Raw genomic sequence first — 20794 nt, 5'->3', positions numbered from 1 at the left:
GTAACTGTCATCAACATTTGAGGAGCTGCGGTGGCCTCACGAGCTCCCACCTTCTGTGCCGAAGCGGACTCCTGGTTCCACGTTCGAGACATCGGGGAGGGTATCCACCTGATCAACGAACCCGGGCATGTCGCCAGCTACCTCGTCATCGGCGAACACACCGCGCTGCTATTCGATTCCGGGCTCGGCATCGCCCCGATATCCCAAGTGGTGCAGGCGTTGACGGCGCTGCCGGTGTTGGTGGTGTCGTCGCATCACCACATCGATCACCGCGGCGGCAATGCCGACCTCGCCGCGCAGGTCGACGTTATCGACTTCGCCGCGCACCCCACGGCTGCGGACCCGAATTCCGGGTGCCTGCACACCGCCGCCGATCCAGCGTTCCTTCGAACATATGCCGCGGCGATGTCGCGGGTGGTCGCGGAGTTCGACCGGTTCGCCCTGCTGGATGCCCAGTATTTCTTTACCCTGGCGCGAGTCGGTCGGTTACGCCCGCTGCCGGACCTGACGCAGTGGGCGATACCGTCGACCCCGATCAGCCGGGCGCTGGCCGACGGCGAAATCATCGACCTGGGTGGACGACATTTCGAGGTACTGCACACGCCCGGCCATGCGCCGGACACCGTGTGCCTGTTCGACCACACCACCGGCACGCTGCTCTCAGGTGACACGGTGCTCGGCGCCGCCCACTGGCTGCACGGCGCCGGAGCCGACCCAGTCCGGTTCGCCGAATCGACGCACCGCCTGTCGAAGCTCCCGATCACCCGAATTCTGGCCGCCCACAACCTTATCTGCGAACTGCCGGCCAGTGCGGCCACCGAGGTCGCCCACGCCGCGGCGGCGATGCTGGAGGGAACAACGATCGCCGTGCCGGCCCGCGACATGCTCGGCCAGCCGGTAACCCGACACGACTGCGGCCCGGTCACCCTGCTCACACCACCCGTCGGCTGAATCGCGTTCCGCGGCGATAGCGACATCTACCCGAAAGGATCCGATATGGCTGGGGCACCTCCCGTCGTACGACACCTCGCCGACCTGTCGGCGGCTCTCATCTCACCCGCGGACACGGTACGGCTGTGCACACTCGCTGGACCCGAACACGGCTCCAGCGCAAGCGTATTCCTCGAGATCTGGGAGCCGGGCGGTGCGCAACCACTGAACTCCCATGAGGATTCGGCCGAAATCTTCATCGTGCTGGCCGGCACCGCCCGCGCACACAGCGACACGCACGCCGTAGACCTCGGCGCGGGCGACGTGCTGATCCTGCAACCGGGATCCGAACACCGCATTCTGAACACCTCCGGCACCGAGCGGCTGTACACGATCACTGTGATGGCGGATGACGGAGGTTTCGCCGATCTCGTCGACCGCGGCACGCCCACGAGGCTGTCCGAGGCAGATATCCGGACTCTGGCAACAGGCTTCGGGTCCGCGCCGGGTCATTGAATTTGCCGCCGGTCCGAAACACTCAGCACTGCAACGCAAATCTCACTGCCGATAGCCGATGCCGTGTCGGCCGCGTAGCGCGCGGCCGTGGCGGCCGAAGCCAATGCGCTGGGCGCGTTCTTGGAGGCCGACAAGAGCCCCAGGTCGAGATCCTCGAGGTAGGGGCGGATCTGCGGCTCTGATCGGGGCGGCTCGAGGTTGGGCTCGGTCGGGGTTAACGCTTCGGAAATACGGGGCCGCTAGATTGGCTCGCACGTCGTTCATGGCTGAAACGGACGACAGGGCCGTCGAATCCAGGCGGGCGAACCAGCCGCATTTCCAGGAGGAATGTCGCGTGGTTCCCAATCGATCCTATTCGTCTGTCATCAGCAATGTCACCGTCTACCAGCGCGCCGGAACGGGCGCTCAGTGGCTGTCCGGTCAGGACGTCGTCGTGCTGGATGGAGCCATCACCGCGATCGGAGCGGCCGCGGGTGCTGCCGACCACCGTAAACTGCCGTGTGTCGACGGCAATGGCGGCTATCTGATTCCGGGTTTTGTCAATACCCACACCCATCTGCAGCAGGCCGCGCTTCGCGGTATCGGCGAGGGGCTTCCGCTGCTGGAATGGTTGCGGTGCGTGGGGGAGCGCACCCTCGCCGCCACGGCCGAGCAGACGTATCTCTCCGCGCTCGCGGGTGGCTTGGAGTTACTCCGCAGCGGTGTTACCACCGTGGTCGAGCACATGTGGCCGAATCGCTCGGATGCCGTGCACGACGCCATGATTCGGGCATTGGATGAACTGGGTATCCGCGTAATCCTCGGCCGCGGTGTCGCCGACCGCGCCGACATCACCCGGAAATGGGGCATCGATCCGCGCCTGATGCAGCCGCTGCCAGAGGTTTTCGCCCATATCGATGACCTTGACGTTCGGCTGACTGGCTCGCGCATCGTCACCGCGCTCGCGATCCCCAATCCGCGCTGTCTGACCCCCGATGGCATGGCCGCCGCGCGCGAGTACGCCCAGCGGACCGGCAAGACGGTCTCGATACATGTACTGGAGACATCCACCGACGAGGATATGTGCCGATTGCATGCAGGCCGCTCGGCGGTGGAGTACCTCGACGTCGGCGGATTCCTCTGGGACCGGACCCTGGCGGTGCACTGCGTCAATCTGGATGCCGACGGCCGCGCGGTATTCGCCGACCGCGGCGTGGCCGTTTCCTACAATCCGCTGAGCAATATGCGACTCGGCAGCGGCGCCGCACCCGTGCTGGAGATGCTCGACGCCGGAATTGATGTCGGCCTCGGCGTGGACGGCGCTGCGAGCAACGACACCCAGGACATGCTGCTCGCCCTGCGTATGGGCTCCTACCTGCAGCGCGTCACCCGCAAGCGCGCCGACATCCTGGACTTCGACACAATGATGCGGCTGGCTACCTGCGGAGCGAACCGTGCTCTCGGGCGCTCGTCGACCGCGCCCGGACTCGCGGTGGGAGACTCTGCCGACTTCTCGCTGGTCCGATTCGACCGCGATTTCGCCTGCCTACCGGTGCTCGATCCCGGCGCCACCCTGCTGACCACAGCCTCACCGGGCGTGGTGGACACGGTGTGGGTGGAAGGGGAACCGGTTGTTCGTGATGGCGTCAGCACGCGGGTGGATACCGGCTCACTCACGCGGCGTCTCAGTGCCATGCGGCCATAGTTAATCAGCTCGAAACTCGAGACATATTGCATGTAATTCGTTTCCACAATACTGGTGATGCGCCTTTGTTGCACGCAATGTGACTACTCGACGGAGAAGGTCAAGAACGCTGAAACTCTCTGAGACATTGCACGACGTGGTGCGCGACGTCGATGCTCGGACGCTGCTCTCGGGCATGGCGGCGTCTTTCGCCGACGCGCAGACCAAGGACAGCGGCGTGAAGCTGGAGGTCTGCGTCGGCGGCTCCGCCATAGGCTTCCAGACCGTGCCTTCACAGATGTACGTCGACCAGAGCATCCCCCAGGGCCTGGTCCTCGACCCGACGATCAACGTCGGCAGCTGAGATCCCCACGCAGACAAGGACTGACAATGACCGCCAGCTACGACCTGTCCGAGGTATCCCGCGAGCAGCAGATGGGCGGCCTCGGCGTGGAGACCGATGCCCGCGATATCCGCGTCATCGACCTGACCGATTTCGCGGACCGCCGCGCCGAGATCACCGACCAGCTATGGGCCGCGGCCACCGAGATCGGCTTCTTCCAGCTCTCCGGGCACGGCATCCCGCAGCACCAGATCGACAATGTATTCGCCCGCACCGCAGCGTTTTTCGCGCTCCCGGAGTCGACCAAGGCGCGATATCCACTGGTCAAGGCGAACAACGCCGGCTGGGAGAGCCTGAGTCAGGTGCGCCCGTCCATCGGCGTGCCCGATCAGAAGGAGTCCTACCAGATCACTCGCCCGCATATGGCCGAGCTGTGGCCGAGCGAGGCGGAGTTGGCCGGATTCCGCACCGACATGCTCGATTTCGAGTACGAGGCGTGGACAGTCGCGATGCGCGTACTCTCCTGCTTCGCCGATCGCCTCGGCTTGGACCGCAATCACTTCACCAAGTCGCATGATCCGGAATCCGCGCAGTATCAGAGCACGCTTCGGCTGCTGCACTACTTCGCTGTTCCGGCAGAACTCCAGGGCGTGCCGGGTCGGTGGCGTGCGGGTGCGCACACCGACTTCGACTGTCTGACACTGCTTTTCCAGCGGGACGGGCAGGGTGGCCTGCAAGTCTGCCCCGGCAAGGAGATGCAGGAGCAGCAATGGACGTCGATAACCCCGTCGTCCGCGCTGATCACCTGCAATATCGGTGACATGCTCACCCGCTGGAGCGATGACGAACTGCCGTCGAACTTCCACCGTGTCCGCAGCCCCGGTGCGGGCGAGTACCAGGGCGACCGCTACAGCATCGCCTACTTCGCCCAGGCCGACCGCGACGCCGTCATCCAGGGGCCGCGCCACAAGTACCCCCCGACGACCGCCGCCGACTTCCTCGCCCAGCGCGTGCAGGCCAACTACCGGCCGCAAGGTAACTTCACCATCGAAGACGAACGACCGACCCCAGGAACACAAGCCCGGCCGAGAACCCATGCTGCTCACTGATCAGGAGCGACTGCGATGACCGACCACGGCGCGGCGACTACGTCCGCGCTGCTCGGCGCATCCGTGCACCGGCAGGTCAGGCAGTTGGTCCTATCCGGCGAGCTGGAGCCGGGCACGCCGCTCAGTGTTCCGGCCTTGGCCGCCCGGCTCGGCGTGAGCCGGAGCCCGGTACGCGAGGCCGTCCAGCAGCTCATCTATGAGGGGCTGGCCGTAAATGTCCCGCATTCGGGGGCCCGGGTCGCTGCCATCGACGACGAGCAGGTGCGCGACGTACTCGCGGTCCGCGCGGTGCTGGACGGTCTGGCCGCCGCGACGGCCGCCGCCACACTCACCGAATCCGATCTGGCGAAGCTCGCAACCATCCTCACCGCACAGGAGGAGAACCTGCGCTGCCCGGCCGACCCGACCCGCGACACTGAGCTCGACGTGGAATTCCACGCGTTCATCCGGGACTGCGCAGGCAACCGCCCGCTCGCCGACGAACTCGCCCGCCTCGAAGCCAAGACCCACCTCTACCGCGGCGATCTCTGGCGTTCCGAACTCAACCGCCGCGTCGCCTTGCGCGAACATCGACGCATTGTCGATGCCCTCGAATCCGGACATGCACAGGACGCACGCGTGGCGGCCGAGGCGCATGTGCACGGGCTTATCACCCGCCTCGGCAGACGCTGACAGCCACGGAATCGGACCTCGTCCGGGCGAGCAGGATGCCGTGGGCTCAGGTGTGGTGGCCTGCGTAGGTGTGGGCTGTGGCGTAGCCGAAGGTGCGTTCGACCCAGGTGAGGGTGGTGGGGCGTAGCCAGTGGGTGGTGATGTGTTGGGTGGTGACCACGACTTGTCTGGGTAGCGTGGAAAGTAGTGGCGGCGCGGCGAGTTCGACGGCGTGGCGCTCCGTCCGATCGTGGATCTGATCACATAAAATCCACTGGCTACGTACGGAGATAGTAGATTGTGGCCGCAGGATGTCGATCGCGTATCTTGGAGTCGTCGAGGTTCGATGTCCCAAAGTCGTTCGTGGTCAAGTTGTTTCGTTGGGGGGAGGCTGCGCAGATGAGTCGGACCGATTGCCGCCGTCGAGTCGCAGCGCCAGCTCTGCCGTATCGGGGCGTACCGTCACGGGGCGTATTCGGACCGCTGTATCGCGGTTGCTCGCATGGGTCGTCGAGCCGTATGCGCGCCCCCGCGTCGCTGTCGTGCGGCGTCGACGTCCGTTCGGAATCCGTCGCTACACTGGTGCCATTGTGAGTGTCATCGGTCGGTTGCGGCTTGGTAGCTCTGCGCTCGCACTGTTCGCGGCGGTGCTGCTCGTAGCGCCGATGTTCGACTGTGCGCTGGCGGGAGAGTATTCCCACACGCATGCCGGTGCGGCTGGTCATGCTGCGGTGGGATCGGTCATTCCGCTTTCGATCGACCTGCACGCGGACCATTCCGTCCCGGCCATCCATCCGCCCATGTGTGCCTGTTCGCCACACGCCGGGCATTGCGTGCTGAAGTCGGTTCTGCCCAGCGGGAGTGGGCAGGCTCCGGTCCTGCTGCTGCTCGCGTTGGCCCTGGTGGCGGCGCTCGTGGCTGTTGCCGCGGCGACCCCGGCCGGTCTGACCGTGCGGGGCCCGCCGGTCATCCGCGTGCCCGCCGCTCGCGGTCGCGTCATTCTGACGCATCTCTGTATCGCTCGACGCTGATCGGTCAGCGCCAGGCCGTCGCTTGCTGTCGTCGGCCGGTGTTCGTTTCCCGCTCACGTCTTCACCGCCCACGGGGCGGATTCGATACAGGAAGCGACAGTCATGGACAAGATCGTGCTCGAGCAGCGCGTCGAGGCACCCGCGCTGGCTCTGGTCACCGCACCGATGGCGGCCCGAGAACCACAAGCGTTGGTGGGCAACACCCCGGTGTTGTGGGTCGGCGCGCCGCTAGCGCCCGCGGATCGCGGATTCTGGGCCAAGCTCGAAGGATTCAATCCCGGCGGGATGAAAGACCGGCCCGCACTGCACATGGTGCGCCGTGCCGAGCAACGTGGTGATCTGGCGCCGGGTGCGCGCATCATCGAATCCACCAGCGGCACACTCGGTCTCGGGTTGGCGCTGGCCGGAATGGTCTATCGGCATCCGGTCACTGTGGTGACCGACCCGGGCCTGGAGCCCATCGTCGCGCGAATGCTCACCGCATACGGTGCGCAGGTGGATGCGGTATCGGAGCCGCATCCGACCGGGGGCTGGCAGCTGGCCCGCCGCGACCGGGTCGCGGAGCTGCTCGATCGCGAGCCGGATGCGTGGTGCCCGGATCAGTACAGCAATCCCGACAATGTCATCGGCTATGAATCCCTTGCGCTGGAATTGGTCCAGCAGCTCGGCCGGATCGATGTGCTCGTCTGCGCGGTCGGGACCGGTGGGCATTCGGCCGGGGTTGCGCGGGTGCTGCGCGCGTTCAACCCGGACTTGAAGCTGATCGGCGTTGACACGGTGTCCTCCACCATTTTCGGTCAACCTGCGGGTCCGCGTCTGATGCGCGGGCTCGGGTCGAGCATCCATCCGTCGAACGTCGACTACGCAGCATTCGACGAAGTGCATTGGGTCGCGCCGTCGGAATCGGTGTGGGCCTGCCGCACGCTGGCCGCGACCCATCATGCCAGCGGTGGGTGGAGTGTCGGTGCGGTCGCGCTGGTGTCGGGATGGGCCGCGCGCACACATGACGCGGGCACCCGCATCGCAGCTGTCTTCCCGGACGGTCCACACCGATATTTCGACACCGTCTACAACGACGCGTACTGCGAGGAGCACGGGCTGTTGGATGCCGCGCCACCGGTCGAGCCCGCTACCATCAGCCACCCGGCGCAGCGGGTGGTGCGTTCCTGGACCCGCTGCGCAACCGTTGTCGATCCACGAAATCCGGTGCGGGACAAGGGGCCGGTGACGTGACGGTAATCGCGAAGTTCCGCAGCTTCGATCTCGCCGCTCGGCTGCTGATGGTCAACCAGTTCGGCATCAATCTCGGGTTCTACATGCTGATGCCGTATCTGGCCGGATATCTGGCGGGCCCGTTGGGTCTGGCGGCGTGGGCGGTCGGTCTCGTGCTCGGCGTGCGCAATTTCTCGCAGCAGGGCATGTTCCTGGTCGGTGGCACATTGGCTGATCGCCTGGGCTACAAGCCGCTGATCGTCGCTGGATGTCTATTGCGCACAGCAGGTTTCGCACTGCTGGTGTTCGCGACCTCGTTACCGGGATTGCTGATCGCCTCGGCGGCAACGGGTTTCGCGGGTGCGCTGTTCAATCCGGCGGTCCGCGCGTACCTCGCCGCCGATACGGGCGAGCGTCGGGTAGAGGCGTTCGCCGTGTTCAACATCTTCTATCAAGCGGGTATCCTCGCCGGTCCGCTGGTCGGATTGGCATTGATGGCACTCGATTTCCGGGTCACGGCCGGTGCGGCGGCGGTGGTATTCGCCGGGTTGACGGTGGCGCAGTTGTTCGCGTTGCCGACCCGTCGCGGCGAGCAGACCGGGGAGCGAACCTCCGTGCTGGAGGATTGGCGAACAGTTTTCGGCAACCGCCGTTTCGTCGCGTTCGCGGTGGCGATGATCGGTTCCTATGTGCTGTCGTTCCAGGTCTATCTCGCGTTGCCGCTGCAGGCCGAATTCATCGCCGGTACCCGCGCGGACACGTTGACCTCGGCGATGTTCGTGGTGTCCGGTGCCGTTGCGGTTGCCGGGCAGCTGCGCATTACCGCGTGGTTCCGCGCGCGGTGGGGGACCGGCCGCAGCCTGGTTGTCGGCATGGGTGTGCTGGCGGTGTCGTTCCTGCCGTTGGCTGTGGTGCCCGGTCCGGGTCGATTCGGTGTAGCCGCCGCGGCCGTGGTCCTGTTGCTGGCGGCGACGCTGCTCGCGGTCGGCACGGCCGCGGTGTTCCCGTTCGAGATGGACACGGTCGTATCGCTGTCCGGCGGAAAGCTGGTGGCGACCCACTACGGCTTCTACAACACCGTGGTCGGCGTCGGCATCCTGGTCGGCAATCTGGCCACCGGCGCTGTGATGGGTGCCGCCCGCGCGGCAGGCGTCGATTGGGCGGTGTGGGTCGGACTCACGCTCATCGGGATTGTCGCGGCATGCGCGCTACACCGGCTGGACCGCAGTCCAGCGGGCAAATACAGTGTGGTGCAACAGGATTCGAAACCACACGTGGTTCGCCATCGACAAGCCGCACAGGCAGCGAGCGTGCTGCGGGAATCGACAGGCCGCCCATCCGAATCCACCGGCCGGCATCAGTTACCGCCGACTCCGGCCGCGCGGCGGTAACCACGGTGGGAGGCCGGTACCCCCGGCCTCCCACTGGGCGGCGAAGTCCCGAGCATCGGGTCACGCGGTGTGTTCGGTCGCTGACGGCTCACACTCGGATCAATTCGGTGGCGGGTAGACGGCCAGCGGTGTGGTCGTTATGAGCACGGTCGCATTGCTATCGGCGAGGTGCCCCGCGGCGGCCGCGCCGTGCACAACGCTGTGGTAGACCGCGACCAACCAGGACACGGGCTGGTCGTCCCGGAAAACGCCTGCGCGCCTGCCGCGTTCGATAAGCCGTCGCCCTCGGCGCTGCCGCCATTCGGCTCACATGCGTACCTACCCTCACGTTCTGCCGGATACGGTGTAGTTGCGGCGAACGTATTTCGCCGATCTCGGTGTCGCCCAACTCACTCTGTGGTCGTCAACCTATGAGTTGACCTCGAATCGCCGGTCGTAGGTCTGTTCAGTAGGCCAGAGTCAATGACGACGTGTACTCGGATTCCGTTTGCTTCGCTCGACTCCGGTCCAAGATCAGTGCACCCGCACAAAGTACGATCATCAAGTGCCCGTTCGCATTCCGGTCGGGGCGATCATGCTGACCAAATCCAGGATTTCACCGGAATCGCCGAGCGATTGGGATTGGCTCTGGTCGGATGCAAGGCTTGTCGAACCGGTTCTGGCGGCGGCATTCACGAGGTGGGCATCGACTCGGCACCATGGTCGGTCCGACGGGAGCGAGCCAGAGCCAGCCCGCCGAGGACTGTGCCGGTCAGTCCCAGTACCACGGCGAAGATGGCGCCGGCGAGTCCGTTGCCGGTGCCGAGGCCACCGGCGGCGTTGGCCCCGTGTATCCCGCCGACGATCGCGCTGATCGGTCCGAGCACCAGGGCCCCGATGATCTGGACTTGCCCGGTGCCGCGGCGACGGGATCGGGCCAGCACCAACCCACCGGTGATGGCGCTGATCAGCCCGAGTACGGCTGCCACGCTGGGCACGGTGCGTCCGACGCCGAGTTCGTAACCGGCGGCGACAACCCAGATGTGGGCGGCCACCGGTGCGGCAGACAGATCGAGGAGCGACATTGCGGATCCTTTCGGTCGAACGACGTGGACCCGGCTGCGTTATTCGTGGAGGTCTCCGTCGTTGATCAGACGCCAACGATCCTCGCGTCTCGACGCCGGTGCGTCGTCGGTCAGACGGCGGCAATGGATACGTTGTTCGACGTAGGTGGCTCGCGCGGATACGCGCTTCTCGGCGTAGACGGCCGCGCAACCGGTCGGAGTTGTTCGGCGAGCCGGGAACTCTATGATCGCTCCATGCAGGATCGCGTCACACTGTTCCGCCTGCCTGCATGGACACAAGACGTGCTGCTGGCGGTATTCATCACCGTGATGCAGGTCCAGGGCACCGTTGTACGCAACAGCGGGCAGCCCGAAGCTGTGCTGCGCCCACTGTCCGATTTCGGATATCTCGGTTACATCCTGTTGATTGCTCCGGGCGCGGTCCTGGCCGTCCGCCGCCGCTGGCCAGTCGCGGTGTTCGCGATGACCGCGCTCGCCAGTGCGGCCTACTATGCCCTCGATTTCCCTGACGGGCCTGGATGGCTGGGCTTGTTCGTGGCCCTCTATACCCTCACCGCCCGTGGCGACGGGCGTGGCTCGCTGGTAGTGGCCGGTGTCGGGATTGCCGCCTTGACCGCGGTCTGGCTGATCGCCGCCACCGATATCGAACCTCCAGCCGCCATCGGCTGGGTGTATTTCCGGATCGGCGCATCGGTTATGAGTGCCGCCCTCGGTGAGAGTGTCCGCTCGCGGAAATTCATTGCGGCACAAGCGCTCGAGCGTGCCGAGTTGGCTGAACGAAATCGTGAGGAAGAAGCTCGCGCCCGGGTCGACGCGGAACGGCTCAGGATCGCACGCGAGGTCCACGACACCGTCGCACACGCCATCGCCATCATCAACGTCCAATCCGGTGTCACCGCACACGTGCTCGACAAGCGACCGGAAAAAGCAGGCGAGACCCTGAAGGCCATCGAGCAGACCAGTTCTCGGGCACTGGCGGAGATGCGGGCCATCCTCGGAGTCCTCCGCGACGACAACGACGGCCGCGTCCCGCACCCTGGTCTCGCGCAGCTCGATGAACTCTGCGCCATGGCGCGCGAGGCCGGGCTCGACGTCGACCTCGAGACGACCGCACCGCCTGCGCCGGTACCCAATGTGGTCGGCAACGCCGTATACCGAATCGTGCAGGAATCGATCACCAATGTGATTCGCCACGTCGGGCCGACCCGGGTCACGGTCGCGCTGAACTACGGCGCCGACACCGTCGAAGTCCGGGTGACCGACGAGGGCAGGCAGCCGGGTTCGAAAACCGATGGGGCAGTTCACCCCACGGAGGAGGGTCGTGCGAACGGTGGGCTCGCCGATCCAGGCACAGGTGGTCGCGGCATCCTCGGTATGCGTGAGCGTTGTCAGCTCTTGGGCGGAGACCTCGACGCAGGTCCGCTCCCCCGCGGAGGCTTCGCGGTCACCGCCCGGCTGCCCTTGGCCCCGACCGGACGGGCGAACGTATGAACGCCACGACAGGCGCATCGAACGGCGATACTCCGATCAAGGTCCTGCTCGTCGACGATGAGCAGCTGGTGCGGTCCGGTTTCCGGCTCCTGCTGGATATCGAGGACGACATCACGGTTGTCGGGGAAGCCACCACCGGCGCCGAAGCCGTGGACAAAGCCTGCGCGCTGCGCCCGGATGTCGTCCTCATGGACATTCGCATGCCGAAGATGGATGGCATCGCGGCCACCCGGGAGATCGCCACCACGAACGGGTTAGGCGACGTTCGCATTCTCATCCTGACCACCTACGACACCGATGCCTACGTCTTCGAAGGACTGCAAGCCGGTGCCAGCGGCTTCCTGCTCAAAGACTGCGGTCCGGCCGAACTCCTGCACGGCATCCGCGTGGTCGCCGCGGGTGACGCGCTGCTCGCACCGCGTATCACCCGCCGCCTCATCGCTCAGTTCACCGCACAACGAACGGCGGACAAGGCCGCCGAACATCGGCTCGCGGTCCTCACCGATCGGGAGCGTGAGGTCCTGGCGCTGGTGGGGCAGGGGATGAGCAACGACGAGATCGGCGCCGAACTGTTCCTCAGCCCGGCGACCGCCCGCACCCATGTCAGCCACGCCATGGTCAAACTCGGTGCCCGCGACCGCGCGCAACTGGTCGTCATCGCCTACAGAACAGGACTCGTCACCCGATAGACGGTCGCAAGCGGGCGATCCTGCCTCCGGCCCCTGCCCATTCCGAGCTGCTTTCGGGCGCGAGCTTTAGTGGATCTCGTTATCGCGTTGTGGCTCAGCTGAATACGAAGTAGCGCAGCCAAAGGTAGGGGGCTGGCGGGCGGGGTTGTCGCACGGGCGGATCCACCCGTGGTCCTCGGCGTAGCGGTATACACAGCGCACGGCGCTGATGAAGTGCTCGACCGCACTGGTGCCGTCATGGGCAGCGGCCCAGCCGAAGCGTTGAACCAGGCGCAGGTGGCGCCGTTGCGCGGCGACCGCCTCGGGGCATCCCCGCAACGACGGGCCGTACCGGTCATCATCGGGCGGTCCGATCCACTGCTGGTGTCGGGTGCAGACGTAACGGTGGTGCGGCAGGATCCGCCAGACGGGCCCGCCCAGGTGGCGGGCATCGCAGCGCAGGCAACCCCGTTGCGGGACGTGCCGGAACAGTGGCCAGTGCTCGGCGGTGGCTCGCAGTTCGGGTAGTGCCCTGCCCCGGCCAAATGCTCGGCTGGTCTGCCGGTGAGAGCTGCCACCCGTTCGGCGGTGACGATCCGTCGCGCCGGTGTCGGTCCAGGAATGCTCACGCTTTTCCAAAGTTCTTCGCCATCAAGGTGGTTCAGCGACGCGAGGCGCGCCAGATAGGAACCGATGATCTCGTGGTGGGCCGGCGTGACGGTGCGCGGCAGGCGCCGTGGAAGCGCGCGTCTAACCGCGTGACTGCCGTGGACGTCTTCGGTGTGGATGTCGCGATCGGTAGGTCGCTGCGCTCGGCGGCGTAGTCAACCGGAACCAGGTCGAGCAGATCCTTGGGACCGGCGGTCACTGTCGGCTCCGGTCCGCCAAGCGTGCTGCCGGCGGCCCCAGCGACTACGTAGCGGTCCACCTTTCGGACGCATCCGATCGTGGTACCGACCCGTCATGAGGCACGAAACCTGCTCGATCGCAGCAGGAATACGGTTCCTGACCCTCGATCGACCTTGACCCTCGATAGACGCACCACTATGGTTCTCTCTATTATTCGTCAAATCGTATCGAATAATTGATAAATTTGCCTCCACTTTCGGTGGCGCTGGCGTACCCACGGGTACGCCACACGGAGAGGTACGTAGTTGTCCTTGATCGGCAGGCGCTTCGGGCGGATCGGCGTGTGGGCCAGGGCTTGGATAGCTGTGGCGATGCTTGTGGTCCTCGCGCTGGTGGTGCGGGTTCCTGCGGTCGCGGTACGTCACATGTCCGAGGCGACGGCGGGGACTATTTGCTCGGATGACGAGCTCGCCGCCGCGCCGGAGTGGGCGCCGTCGAGCAGCGCCGTCGATGCCGCCTACGACCGGAATCCCTTCGTGGGCAATGGTTATCTCGGGCTGCGGGTGCCCCCGCGCGGTATGGGCTACGCAGTGACGAACGAGCTGAGTGGTTGGCCGCTGTACACGCCACGCTACGACGGCGCGTTCGTGGCCGGACTGTACGGTCACACGCCGGGTGTCGCCGCCGACCGCGAGGTCGCGGCGGCCATTCCGAACTGGTCCGGCCTCACCGTCGGTGTCGGCGACGAGAAGTACTCCGGCGCGACATCGTCGGCGCAGATCACCAATTTCGCGCAGACCGTGCACCAGCGGTGCGGGCTGGTACGCACCTCCCTGACCTGGACCACACGCGACGGCAAGGCCACCGATCTGGTGTACGAGGTGCTCACCGATCGCATCGATCAGCATGTCGGGGCGGTGCGGCTCACGATGATTCCGCACTGGTCCGGTCAGGTCGCGGTCAGCGATGTGCTCGACGGTGCCGGGTCGCGGCGAATGACGCAGACCGATGGTGGTGCGCGCGACGCCGATAGTATCGGTGTCGGTTTCCGAACTGATGGCACTGCGGTCACCGGCGAGGTCGCTTCAGTGTTACGCACGACAGCATCGGCGGCACAGCAGGTTTCGCCGGCACTCGAATTGAGTATCAGCCGGGATACGCGGTGGGAGGTACGGGCGGACGAAACCTACGAGGTGACGAAGTTCGTCGGTGTCGACACGACGCTCACCACCTCGGATCCCGCGATTGCGGCGTTCGACGCCGCGCGGCGGGCCGCGGACAAGGGCTGGTCGCGGCTGCTCGCCGACACGGCGGCGGCGTGGCGGGCGCTGTGGCGCGGCGATATTGTCATACCGGATGATCCCGAAGTCCAGGCTTGGGTGCGTGGCTCGCTGTATTCACTGTATTCGAGCACGAATTCTCAGGAGGACAACAGCATTTCACCGGTGGGGCTCAGTAGCGACAACTATGCGGGCGCGGTGTTCTGGGATGCCGATACGTGGATGTTCCCGACGCTGTTGCAGTTCGCGCCGGAGCTGGCGAAATCGGTTGTGGAGTACCGGTACAAGACGCTACCGGCCGCGCAGGCGAACGCGCGACTGCTCGGTTTCGGTGGCGCATTCTATCCGTGGACCAGCGCCAGCCGCGGCGATCTGGGCGAATGTCTGAGCTGGCTGCCGCCGCACTGCCTGAACCAGATCCATCTGCAGGGCGATATCTCCCTAGCCGCCTGGCAGTACTACCTCGCCACCGGCGACAAGGATTATCTCCGCACCCGCATCTGGCCGGTCATGGCGAATGTCGCCGAATTCTGGGTCTCGCGAGTCACGCCGAATCCGGACGGCAGCTACTCCATCAACAATGTCGCAGGCCCCGACGAATACAGCAACGACGTACGAGACGGCGTCTACACCAACGCCGTGGCCGCGCTTGCCCTGCGCGATGCCGCACACGCCGCCGACCTGCTCGGGGAACCGAGCCCACCGGAATGGACCACGATCGCCGACCGGCTGCGCATACCGTTCGACCCCGCACGGCAAACCTTCCTGCAGTACGACGGCTATCCGGGCACACCGATCAAACAAGCCGACGCCGCGCTGCTGATCTATCCACTGGAATGGCCTATGCCCCAAGAGGTTTCGCAGCAGACGCTCGACTACTACGCCGAACGCACCGATCCCGACGGCCCAGCGATGACCGACTCCATCCACGCCATCGCCGCCGCCGCGATCGGGCGCCCCGGATGCGTGACCCAAACCTATCTCGAACGTGCGGTGCGTTCATTCATGCGAGCACCGTTCGGTCAATTCGCGGAGTCGCGCGGTACCGGTGGTCTCAAGGAGGTCCTGCTCAGCGCACCAGCGTTCACCTTCGTCACCGCGGCCGGTGGATTCCTGCAATCGTTCACCAACGGACTGCTCGGGCTGCGCCTACGCGAGGACAGGATCCGAATCGACCCCCTCCTATCGCCCGAACTGAAATCCGGGTTGTCCATACACGGAATGCACTGGCAGGGAAGAACTTTCGACGCCGAACTCGGACCCGAAAGCACCACCATCACGCTCGCCGACGGTGCACCGATGCAGGTCGAAACCCCGACCGGCATCCACCAGCTCAGTCCCGATCAGCCATTGACCGTCACGACCCGGCGACCGGATCTGGACCACACCGAAAACCTCGCCCGATGCACATCGGTTACTGCATCCTCCGAGGAACCGGGCCGATACGCAGCCGCCGCAGTCGATGGCAGCCTCGCTACCGGTTGGGCACCCGAGGCCGCCCAAGCAAACCTCACCGTCGATCTCGGCACCGACCAACCCATCAGCAGAATCCTCCCGCGCTGGGCCGAACACGCACCGACGTACACAATCACCGCATCCAGCGACAACCACACCTGGTCACCAGTCACCACCGACCCCGCAACCGGCACAGTACAAAACTCACTCACCGCCCGATACCTACGCCTTCAGGTCACCAGCCCTAAAACCCATCCCACTGTCCGAGAACTGGAAATATCCGGTCCAGGACAGTGACATGAACTATCGCTGAGGGTTTCTGATCGAGTTCCACCGTGATGTCCGGCATCGTGCTCGGATCCACCTCAGCTGTTCGCGACATCGAATTCTGGACAACCGGTAGTTGATGCGTTCTGCATTCGAATTACGGCAAAGGTTCGATCAGAAATTCAGTCGATCTTCCGGTAAACGCATCGAGGTCACCGAGTGGAGTCCGATCCTGTCGTCGGTTCGCCTCGAACAGAAAGGCGGGAGACCATGTATGTGGTCTCCCGCCTTTGCCGTGATTACCAGGGTCCGATGATATCCTTGACTTTCTCGACGATCTCCTCGATCGGAACGTTCGCCTGTATTACCGTGCCGTCATCGGGATTGATCAGATCCAGGCGGGTGCGGGTCAGTTTGGAGTATTTGATCACCCACTTGCCGTTGCTGTTTACATAGCGATCGTGGTAGTTGCCATAACCGTGCACCCCGAGTGTGCCGCCCCAGATGAGTATGTCCTCCAACCTCCAGTCGCCCTCGGCGGTCGTCGCGGACGTCAGCTGGATCGCGGGATCGAAGCCCTGATGGTGCGTTTTGGCGGGACCGATCGTGAGTTTCAGGAAGGCGATGAACGGGTCTCGGCCGACAAGGATGGGGCCGCCGCTGCCTGTGGTGTCCACCACGACGTCCGGTGCGAGGAGGTCGCGCAGGGCGTCCCAGTTTTTCGCGTCGATATCCGCGAAGTAGCTGGTCTTGAGCTGCTTGATCGCTTCGATATCGGCGGTCGCGTCGGTTGCCGAGAAGGCGCCAGGGAAAGCGGGCGGCGGGGACGGTTCGGCGTTGGCGATCGAGATGCCGACGGCGCCGAGCATTGTCACCGTGCTCAACGCGACAGCAGTGCGCAGTACACCTCGCTCGCCCGGTCTGGGAAGGAACCGACGATGGATTTCTGTAGACATATCTCTTCTCCTCTTTGAGTGGATGTCTCGAATAATTTGGTCAGTTGCGGATGTTCGCAGGGTCGAGCAAATCGGTGCTCTGGTCCGTGCAGACCCGATTGGTGATGTCTTTTTGAATCCCGAAGCATTTCCTCCACTCGGCGTGCGGCACCGGTGGTTCATGTCGTGCACTGCTGTTTTTCTGAGCCGAAGTGGCTCGAATCGATCTACCTAAAGTAATAGGAGGTATGTATAACTGGTGCCGTACGTTGGTTACATTTTTAGCACCGAGAAAGGGAAGTCGGAAGAAATAAAAATCGTGCGGAATATGTCGATCTCGACCCGCTCCGCGAGATCGGGTCGGTGCGCTTTCATCCCGCTCACTGGGAGGTGGATTTGACAGAGCAAGCTTTAGGGTGGATGCCGCTGCGGCAGTAACCCGGTGGCATTACCGCATGCTGTTGATTGTTCTCGGGTCGATCGAATGAATGCGAGAGGTTGTCAAGGCTCGGCCACCAAATATATAGCACACGATTCCGGTTTAAAGCAGTGTGGTAGCCGAAAATTCCGTTTACCGAGATATGAACTATCCTGTTCAGCGCATCGGGCCGAAACCAGCGTCGGATCCACTGCCCGGCTCTTGCTGGGCTTCGTCGATGACCCAGGCCGCGATCTGGGTGCGGGAGGTGAAGCCAAGTTTGCTCAGGATGTGTTCGACGTGGTGCTGTGCGGTGCGTTGGGAGAGCACGAGTTTTGCGGCGATCTGTTTGTTGGTGAGTCCTTGGGCGACAAGGTTGGCGACCTCGCGTTCGCGCTTGGTCAAGGTCGGTCCGGAGTCGTGTGGATTGGCGGTTGGGGGTTCTCCCAGGGCGTAGGCCACTGCGGCGTTCATCCCCATGGCTTGCCCGCGCTGGAAGGCGGCCTCGAATCCTCGTTCGCCGAGTGCGCGACGCACGAGGCGCTCGCATTCGTCGTGATAGCGGGTCAGCTCCGTTAAAAAAGTTGTGACACCTGGGGCGGAGCGCAGCAGGTGTTCGGCAGCGCCCATCAGGACGGCCGCGCGTTCACGACTATGGTCGGCGTCGGTCCAGGCCAGCCCCTCGATTGCCAGCGCCGCCACGACGGGGCTGGCCACACGCCGATTGACTCGTAGCGATTCCAGCAGTAACTCCTGTGCGCGGGACCGCTGATCTTGCTGCCATACGGCGATGGCGATACCCCACAGTGTGGTCGATCGGAACAGCGATTCGCCGCACGCTCGAGTGATGGACAGGACCTGCTCGTGATACTGCATCGCCTGCTCGGTGTTTCCCCGGAGTGCGTGCGCCCATCCGAGGTCGGACAACGTGGAGATATACAGAGGTCCTCGAGTATTGGATTCGAATACCGCGAGGGTGGGCTCGAGTGCGGATACCGCCCGATCGAGTTCACCGCGAAACAGTGCCAAGGCTCCCTCGGCTGATGCGGCCAGCGCTTCGGTGGTGGGTTCGGGGTCTTGTTCAGCGAGTGTGCGTGCCTGCTCGACGAGGGTGGCCGCATATTCCAGGTTTCCCTGTACCGCAGCCATGTAGGTGCTCGTATGCAGTGCTTTGACGCGATCGGGTATCGAGTGAGCGTGTGGGTGGTCGAGGATGCGGTCGAGCCAGCGTCGGCTTTCCCCGAATCGCCCTCGGAAGCTCCAGTACACGAATAACGCGGCGGCGGTGCGCAACCCGGCCTCGGCCGACTCCGCGCTCGCATCCGACACACAGAACTCGAGCGCTTCCCGCAGATTCGGTTGTTCGCGGTCGAGGCGAGCGAGCCAGTCGAGCTGCTGAACGCTGATCCACCCTGCTTCGGCGTCCAATACCAACTGCTGGTACCAGTCGCGGTGTCGTCGGCGCAGATCCTGGTATTCGTCGGTCTTCTGCAGCTTCTCGCGACCGTAGTCGCGCATGGTCTCGAGCATTCGGAACCGCACGACGCCTTCGGGTTCCTCGCGGTTCACGATGGACTTGTCCACCAGGGAGGACAATGCGTCCAGCAGAGTCTCCGGCGCCAACTCGACACCACATACGTATTCGGCGGCGTCGAGCTCGAAGGCACTGGCGAATACTGTTAGCCGAGCCCACATCCGCTGCTCGACCGGTGTGCACAGCTGGTAGCTCCAGTCGATGCACTCTCGTAGCGTCTGTTGCCGGGTTGGCGCGGTGCGGCTGCCGCGGGTGAGCAGTGCGTATCGATCGGTGAGCCGCGCCAGGATCTGGTGCGGCGACATGGCGCGCATCCGTGCCGCAGCGAGTTCGATCGCCAGCGGCAATCCGTCCAGCCAGGAACAGATACCCGCTACAGCCGCCTTATTGTCGTCGGAGAGTTCGAAACCCGGCACTACCGCGGCGGCGCGGTCGGCGAACAATGTCACGGCGTCGTATTTGGGCAGTCCGCGCAGCGGCGGTTCACTATCGGGGTCGGGCACGGTTAGCGGCAACACCCGAACTACCGCTTCTCCGGCGATGTCGAGCGGCTCGCGGCTGGTGACCAGAATCCGCTGGTTCGGACAAGCCGTCAACAATGTCTCGACCAGTTCTGCCGAAGCCACCAACAGTTGCTCGCAGTTGTCGAGAACGAGCAGGGTTTCCTGGGACTGCAGGAACTGGACCAGCACTTCCTGCGTCGATCGGGTCGAATCGTCGCGCAGGCCAAGGGATGCCGCCACGACGTCGATCAGCAGTGACGGGTCGCGCACATCGGCCAGTTCGACAACCCGGACCCCATCGGCGAAATCGCGTTGCGCGTTGGCCGCGGCGCGCAGCGCCAGCCGGGTCTTGCCTACGCCACCGGTGCCGGCCAGCGTCACGAGTCGGTAGGTGGACAACAGATTCTTCACCGCGGCCGTCTCGGTGCGACGGTCGACGAAACTGGTCAGCTCCAGCGGCAGTTCGCCGACACTGCCGCGATCTTCAGCCTTCACCGGAGGGCCCCATTCCCGCATCGCCGAGGTGTAGTCCAGCGGCTCTGGGGCTGTGTTCCCGTGCAGCGCCATCTCACCGAGCGGGTATCCGTGGTGGCGCTGGACCTGCCGGATGGCCTCACCCACCTCGGCCGCTGACGGCCGCGCCTGCGGATCCCGGCTCATCGCCGATGCCACCACCGCCGACAAGTCGTCGGGAATGCCATCCTCGCGCAGGTCCGGCACCGGCTGACTGGTGATCCGCACGAACTGGGCCATTACTTGCTCACCGCGGCGGCGTTCGAAGGCGGCATGCCCGGTGAGCGCGCAGAACAGGGTCGCGCCGAGCCCGTAGATATCAGCAGCCGACGTCGGGTCGTCGCCACCGAGCACCTCGGGCGCGGTGAATGCCGGGGACGCGGTCAAGATCCCCGTCGCTGTCTCGAACCCGCCCGCGATGCGCGCGATACCGAAATCGGTCAATGCCGGTTCGCCGTAATCGGTGAGCAGAATGTTTCCCGGCTTCACATCGCGATGCACGATGCCGAGCTGATGCGCGCTCTCGAGCGCACCAGCGATCTTCACCCCGATCCACAACGCGGTCTGCACCGGCAGGGGGCCCTGCCGACGGATCCACGCGTCCAGCGAATCCAATGGGTAGTACGGCATTACCAGATAGGGACGCCCGCTCGCGGTGACACCGACTTGCAGCACGGTGACGATATTCGGATGCCCGGTCAAGCGCCCCATCGCTTGCTGCTCGCGAAAGAACCGCGCCTGGTTGTCCTCATCGAGCTCAGCGGTCAGCACCTTCACCGCAACCGTGCGGTCCAGTCGTACCTGTCTGCAGCGATAGACCTCGCCGAAACCGCCGCGCCCGACCTCTTCGGCGCCCTCGAACCCGGACGCGCTCAAATCGGCCGTGACGGATGTAACCTTGTCGCGGCGGGTCCGGAGTGGATCACCGTCGGTCATCAGCGGGGTGTATCCCACTCGGCAGGTACGCGAAT

At 64.8% G+C, this 20794-nt stretch carries 17 protein-coding genes; 13 read left to right on the top strand and 4 right to left on the bottom strand.

Going from position 1 to position 20794, the window contains the following annotated elements; all coding sequences use genetic code 11:
- Window positions 1–30: 30 nt before the first annotated feature.
- From ACZ60G_RS15175 to ACZ60G_RS15135, 9 genes are all read left to right on the top strand, one after another.
- Window positions 31–951 (top strand): MBL fold metallo-hydrolase, encoded by a 921-nt coding sequence (locus ACZ60G_RS15175; protein WP_465810728.1) that lies wholly within the window; start codon window positions 31–33, stop codon window positions 949–951.
- Between the two features lie 45 nt (window positions 952–996).
- Entirely contained in the window at window positions 997–1446 is a 450-nt protein-coding gene (locus ACZ60G_RS15170; RefSeq protein ID WP_465810727.1) for a cupin domain-containing protein, read from the top strand.
- Between the two features lie 334 nt (window positions 1447–1780).
- Complete coding sequence (locus ACZ60G_RS15165; protein ID WP_465810726.1) at window positions 1781–3130, top strand: amidohydrolase family protein; 1350 nt, start codon at window positions 1781–1783, stop codon at window positions 3128–3130.
- A gap of 136 nt (window positions 3131–3266) precedes the next feature.
- Window positions 3267–3473, top strand: coding sequence for a hypothetical protein (locus ACZ60G_RS15160; RefSeq protein ID WP_465810725.1), 207 nt, complete (start codon window positions 3267–3269; stop codon window positions 3471–3473).
- Window positions 3474–3499: 26 nt separating this feature from the next.
- Window positions 3500–4561, top strand: a complete 1062-nt coding sequence (locus ACZ60G_RS15155) for an isopenicillin N synthase family dioxygenase (RefSeq protein ID WP_465810724.1) — start codon at window positions 3500–3502, stop codon at window positions 4559–4561.
- Between the two features lie 15 nt (window positions 4562–4576).
- Window positions 4577–5233 (top strand): GntR family transcriptional regulator, encoded by a 657-nt coding sequence (locus ACZ60G_RS15150; protein ID WP_465810723.1) that lies wholly within the window; start codon window positions 4577–4579, stop codon window positions 5231–5233.
- A 569-nt stretch (window positions 5234–5802) separates the two neighbouring features.
- Window positions 5803–6243, top strand: a complete 441-nt coding sequence (gene lpqS / locus ACZ60G_RS15145) for a putative copper homeostasis (lipo)protein LpqS (protein ID WP_465810722.1) — start codon at window positions 5803–5805, stop codon at window positions 6241–6243.
- 102 nt (window positions 6244–6345) lie between these two features.
- The gene (locus ACZ60G_RS15140) at window positions 6346–7476 is read left to right on the top strand and encodes a PLP-dependent cysteine synthase family protein (RefSeq protein ID WP_465810721.1); all 1131 of its coding nucleotides are present in this window, start codon (window positions 6346–6348) and stop codon (window positions 7474–7476) included.
- Window positions 7473–8846 (top strand): MFS transporter, encoded by a 1374-nt coding sequence (locus ACZ60G_RS15135; protein ID WP_465810720.1) that lies wholly within the window; start codon window positions 7473–7475, stop codon window positions 8844–8846. Before ACZ60G_RS15140 ends, ACZ60G_RS15135 begins: the two co-directional genes overlap by 4 nt.
- A gap of 99 nt (window positions 8847–8945) precedes the next feature.
- Here ACZ60G_RS15135 and ACZ60G_RS15130 read toward each other — a convergent pair whose 3' ends face one another.
- Together ACZ60G_RS15130 and ACZ60G_RS15125 are read right to left on the bottom strand one after the other, a co-directional pair.
- Window positions 8946–9074 carry a hypothetical protein gene (locus ACZ60G_RS15130; RefSeq protein ID WP_465810719.1) on the bottom strand — a complete coding sequence of 43 codons (129 nt, stop codon included), beginning with the start codon at window positions 9072–9074 and terminating at the stop codon, window positions 8946–8948.
- Between the two features lie 443 nt (window positions 9075–9517).
- On the bottom strand, window positions 9518–9910 hold the full coding sequence (locus tag ACZ60G_RS15125; RefSeq protein ID WP_465810718.1) for a DUF6223 family protein: 393 nt from the start codon (window positions 9908–9910) through the stop codon (window positions 9518–9520).
- Between the two features lie 234 nt (window positions 9911–10144).
- On the opposite strand from ACZ60G_RS15125, the gene ACZ60G_RS15120 reads away from it, so the two are divergent.
- The 4 genes from ACZ60G_RS15120 to ACZ60G_RS15105 all read left to right on the top strand — a co-directional run bounded on the left by ACZ60G_RS15120 (window position 10145) and on the right by ACZ60G_RS15105 (window position 15950).
- A complete protein-coding gene (locus ACZ60G_RS15120; RefSeq protein WP_465810717.1) occupies window positions 10145–11401 on the top strand; it encodes a sensor histidine kinase in 1257 nt (418 codons plus the stop codon).
- Complete coding sequence (locus ACZ60G_RS15115; RefSeq protein WP_465810716.1) at window positions 11398–12090, top strand: response regulator transcription factor; 693 nt, start codon at window positions 11398–11400, stop codon at window positions 12088–12090. Before ACZ60G_RS15120 ends, ACZ60G_RS15115 begins: the two co-directional genes overlap by 4 nt.
- A 168-nt stretch (window positions 12091–12258) precedes the next feature.
- Window positions 12259–12597: a hypothetical protein gene (locus ACZ60G_RS15110; RefSeq protein ID WP_465810715.1), complete on the top strand. Its 339-nt coding sequence runs from the start codon at window positions 12259–12261 to the stop codon at window positions 12595–12597.
- A 692-nt stretch (window positions 12598–13289) separates the two neighbouring features.
- A complete protein-coding gene (locus ACZ60G_RS15105; protein ID WP_465810911.1) occupies window positions 13290–15950 on the top strand; it encodes a discoidin domain-containing protein in 2661 nt (886 codons plus the stop codon).
- A gap of 269 nt (window positions 15951–16219) precedes the next feature.
- Here the strand turns inward: ACZ60G_RS15105 and ACZ60G_RS15100 are convergent, their stop codons facing one another.
- Together ACZ60G_RS15100 and ACZ60G_RS15095 are read right to left on the bottom strand one after the other, a co-directional pair.
- Window positions 16220–16876 carry a nuclear transport factor 2 family protein gene (locus ACZ60G_RS15100; protein ID WP_465810714.1) on the bottom strand — a complete coding sequence of 219 codons (657 nt, stop codon included), beginning with the start codon at window positions 16874–16876 and terminating at the stop codon, window positions 16220–16222.
- Between the two features lie 574 nt (window positions 16877–17450).
- Window positions 17451–20759: a protein kinase domain-containing protein gene (locus ACZ60G_RS15095; protein ID WP_465810713.1), complete on the bottom strand. Its 3309-nt coding sequence runs from the start codon at window positions 20757–20759 to the stop codon at window positions 17451–17453.
- Between the last annotated feature and the right edge of the window lie 35 nt (window positions 20760–20794).

Source organism: Nocardia sp. NPDC102475 (genome assembly GCF_055584605.1).
The sequence above is the reverse complement of the archived record's forward strand: the minus strand, read 5'-3'. Positions and strand labels throughout refer to the sequence as shown.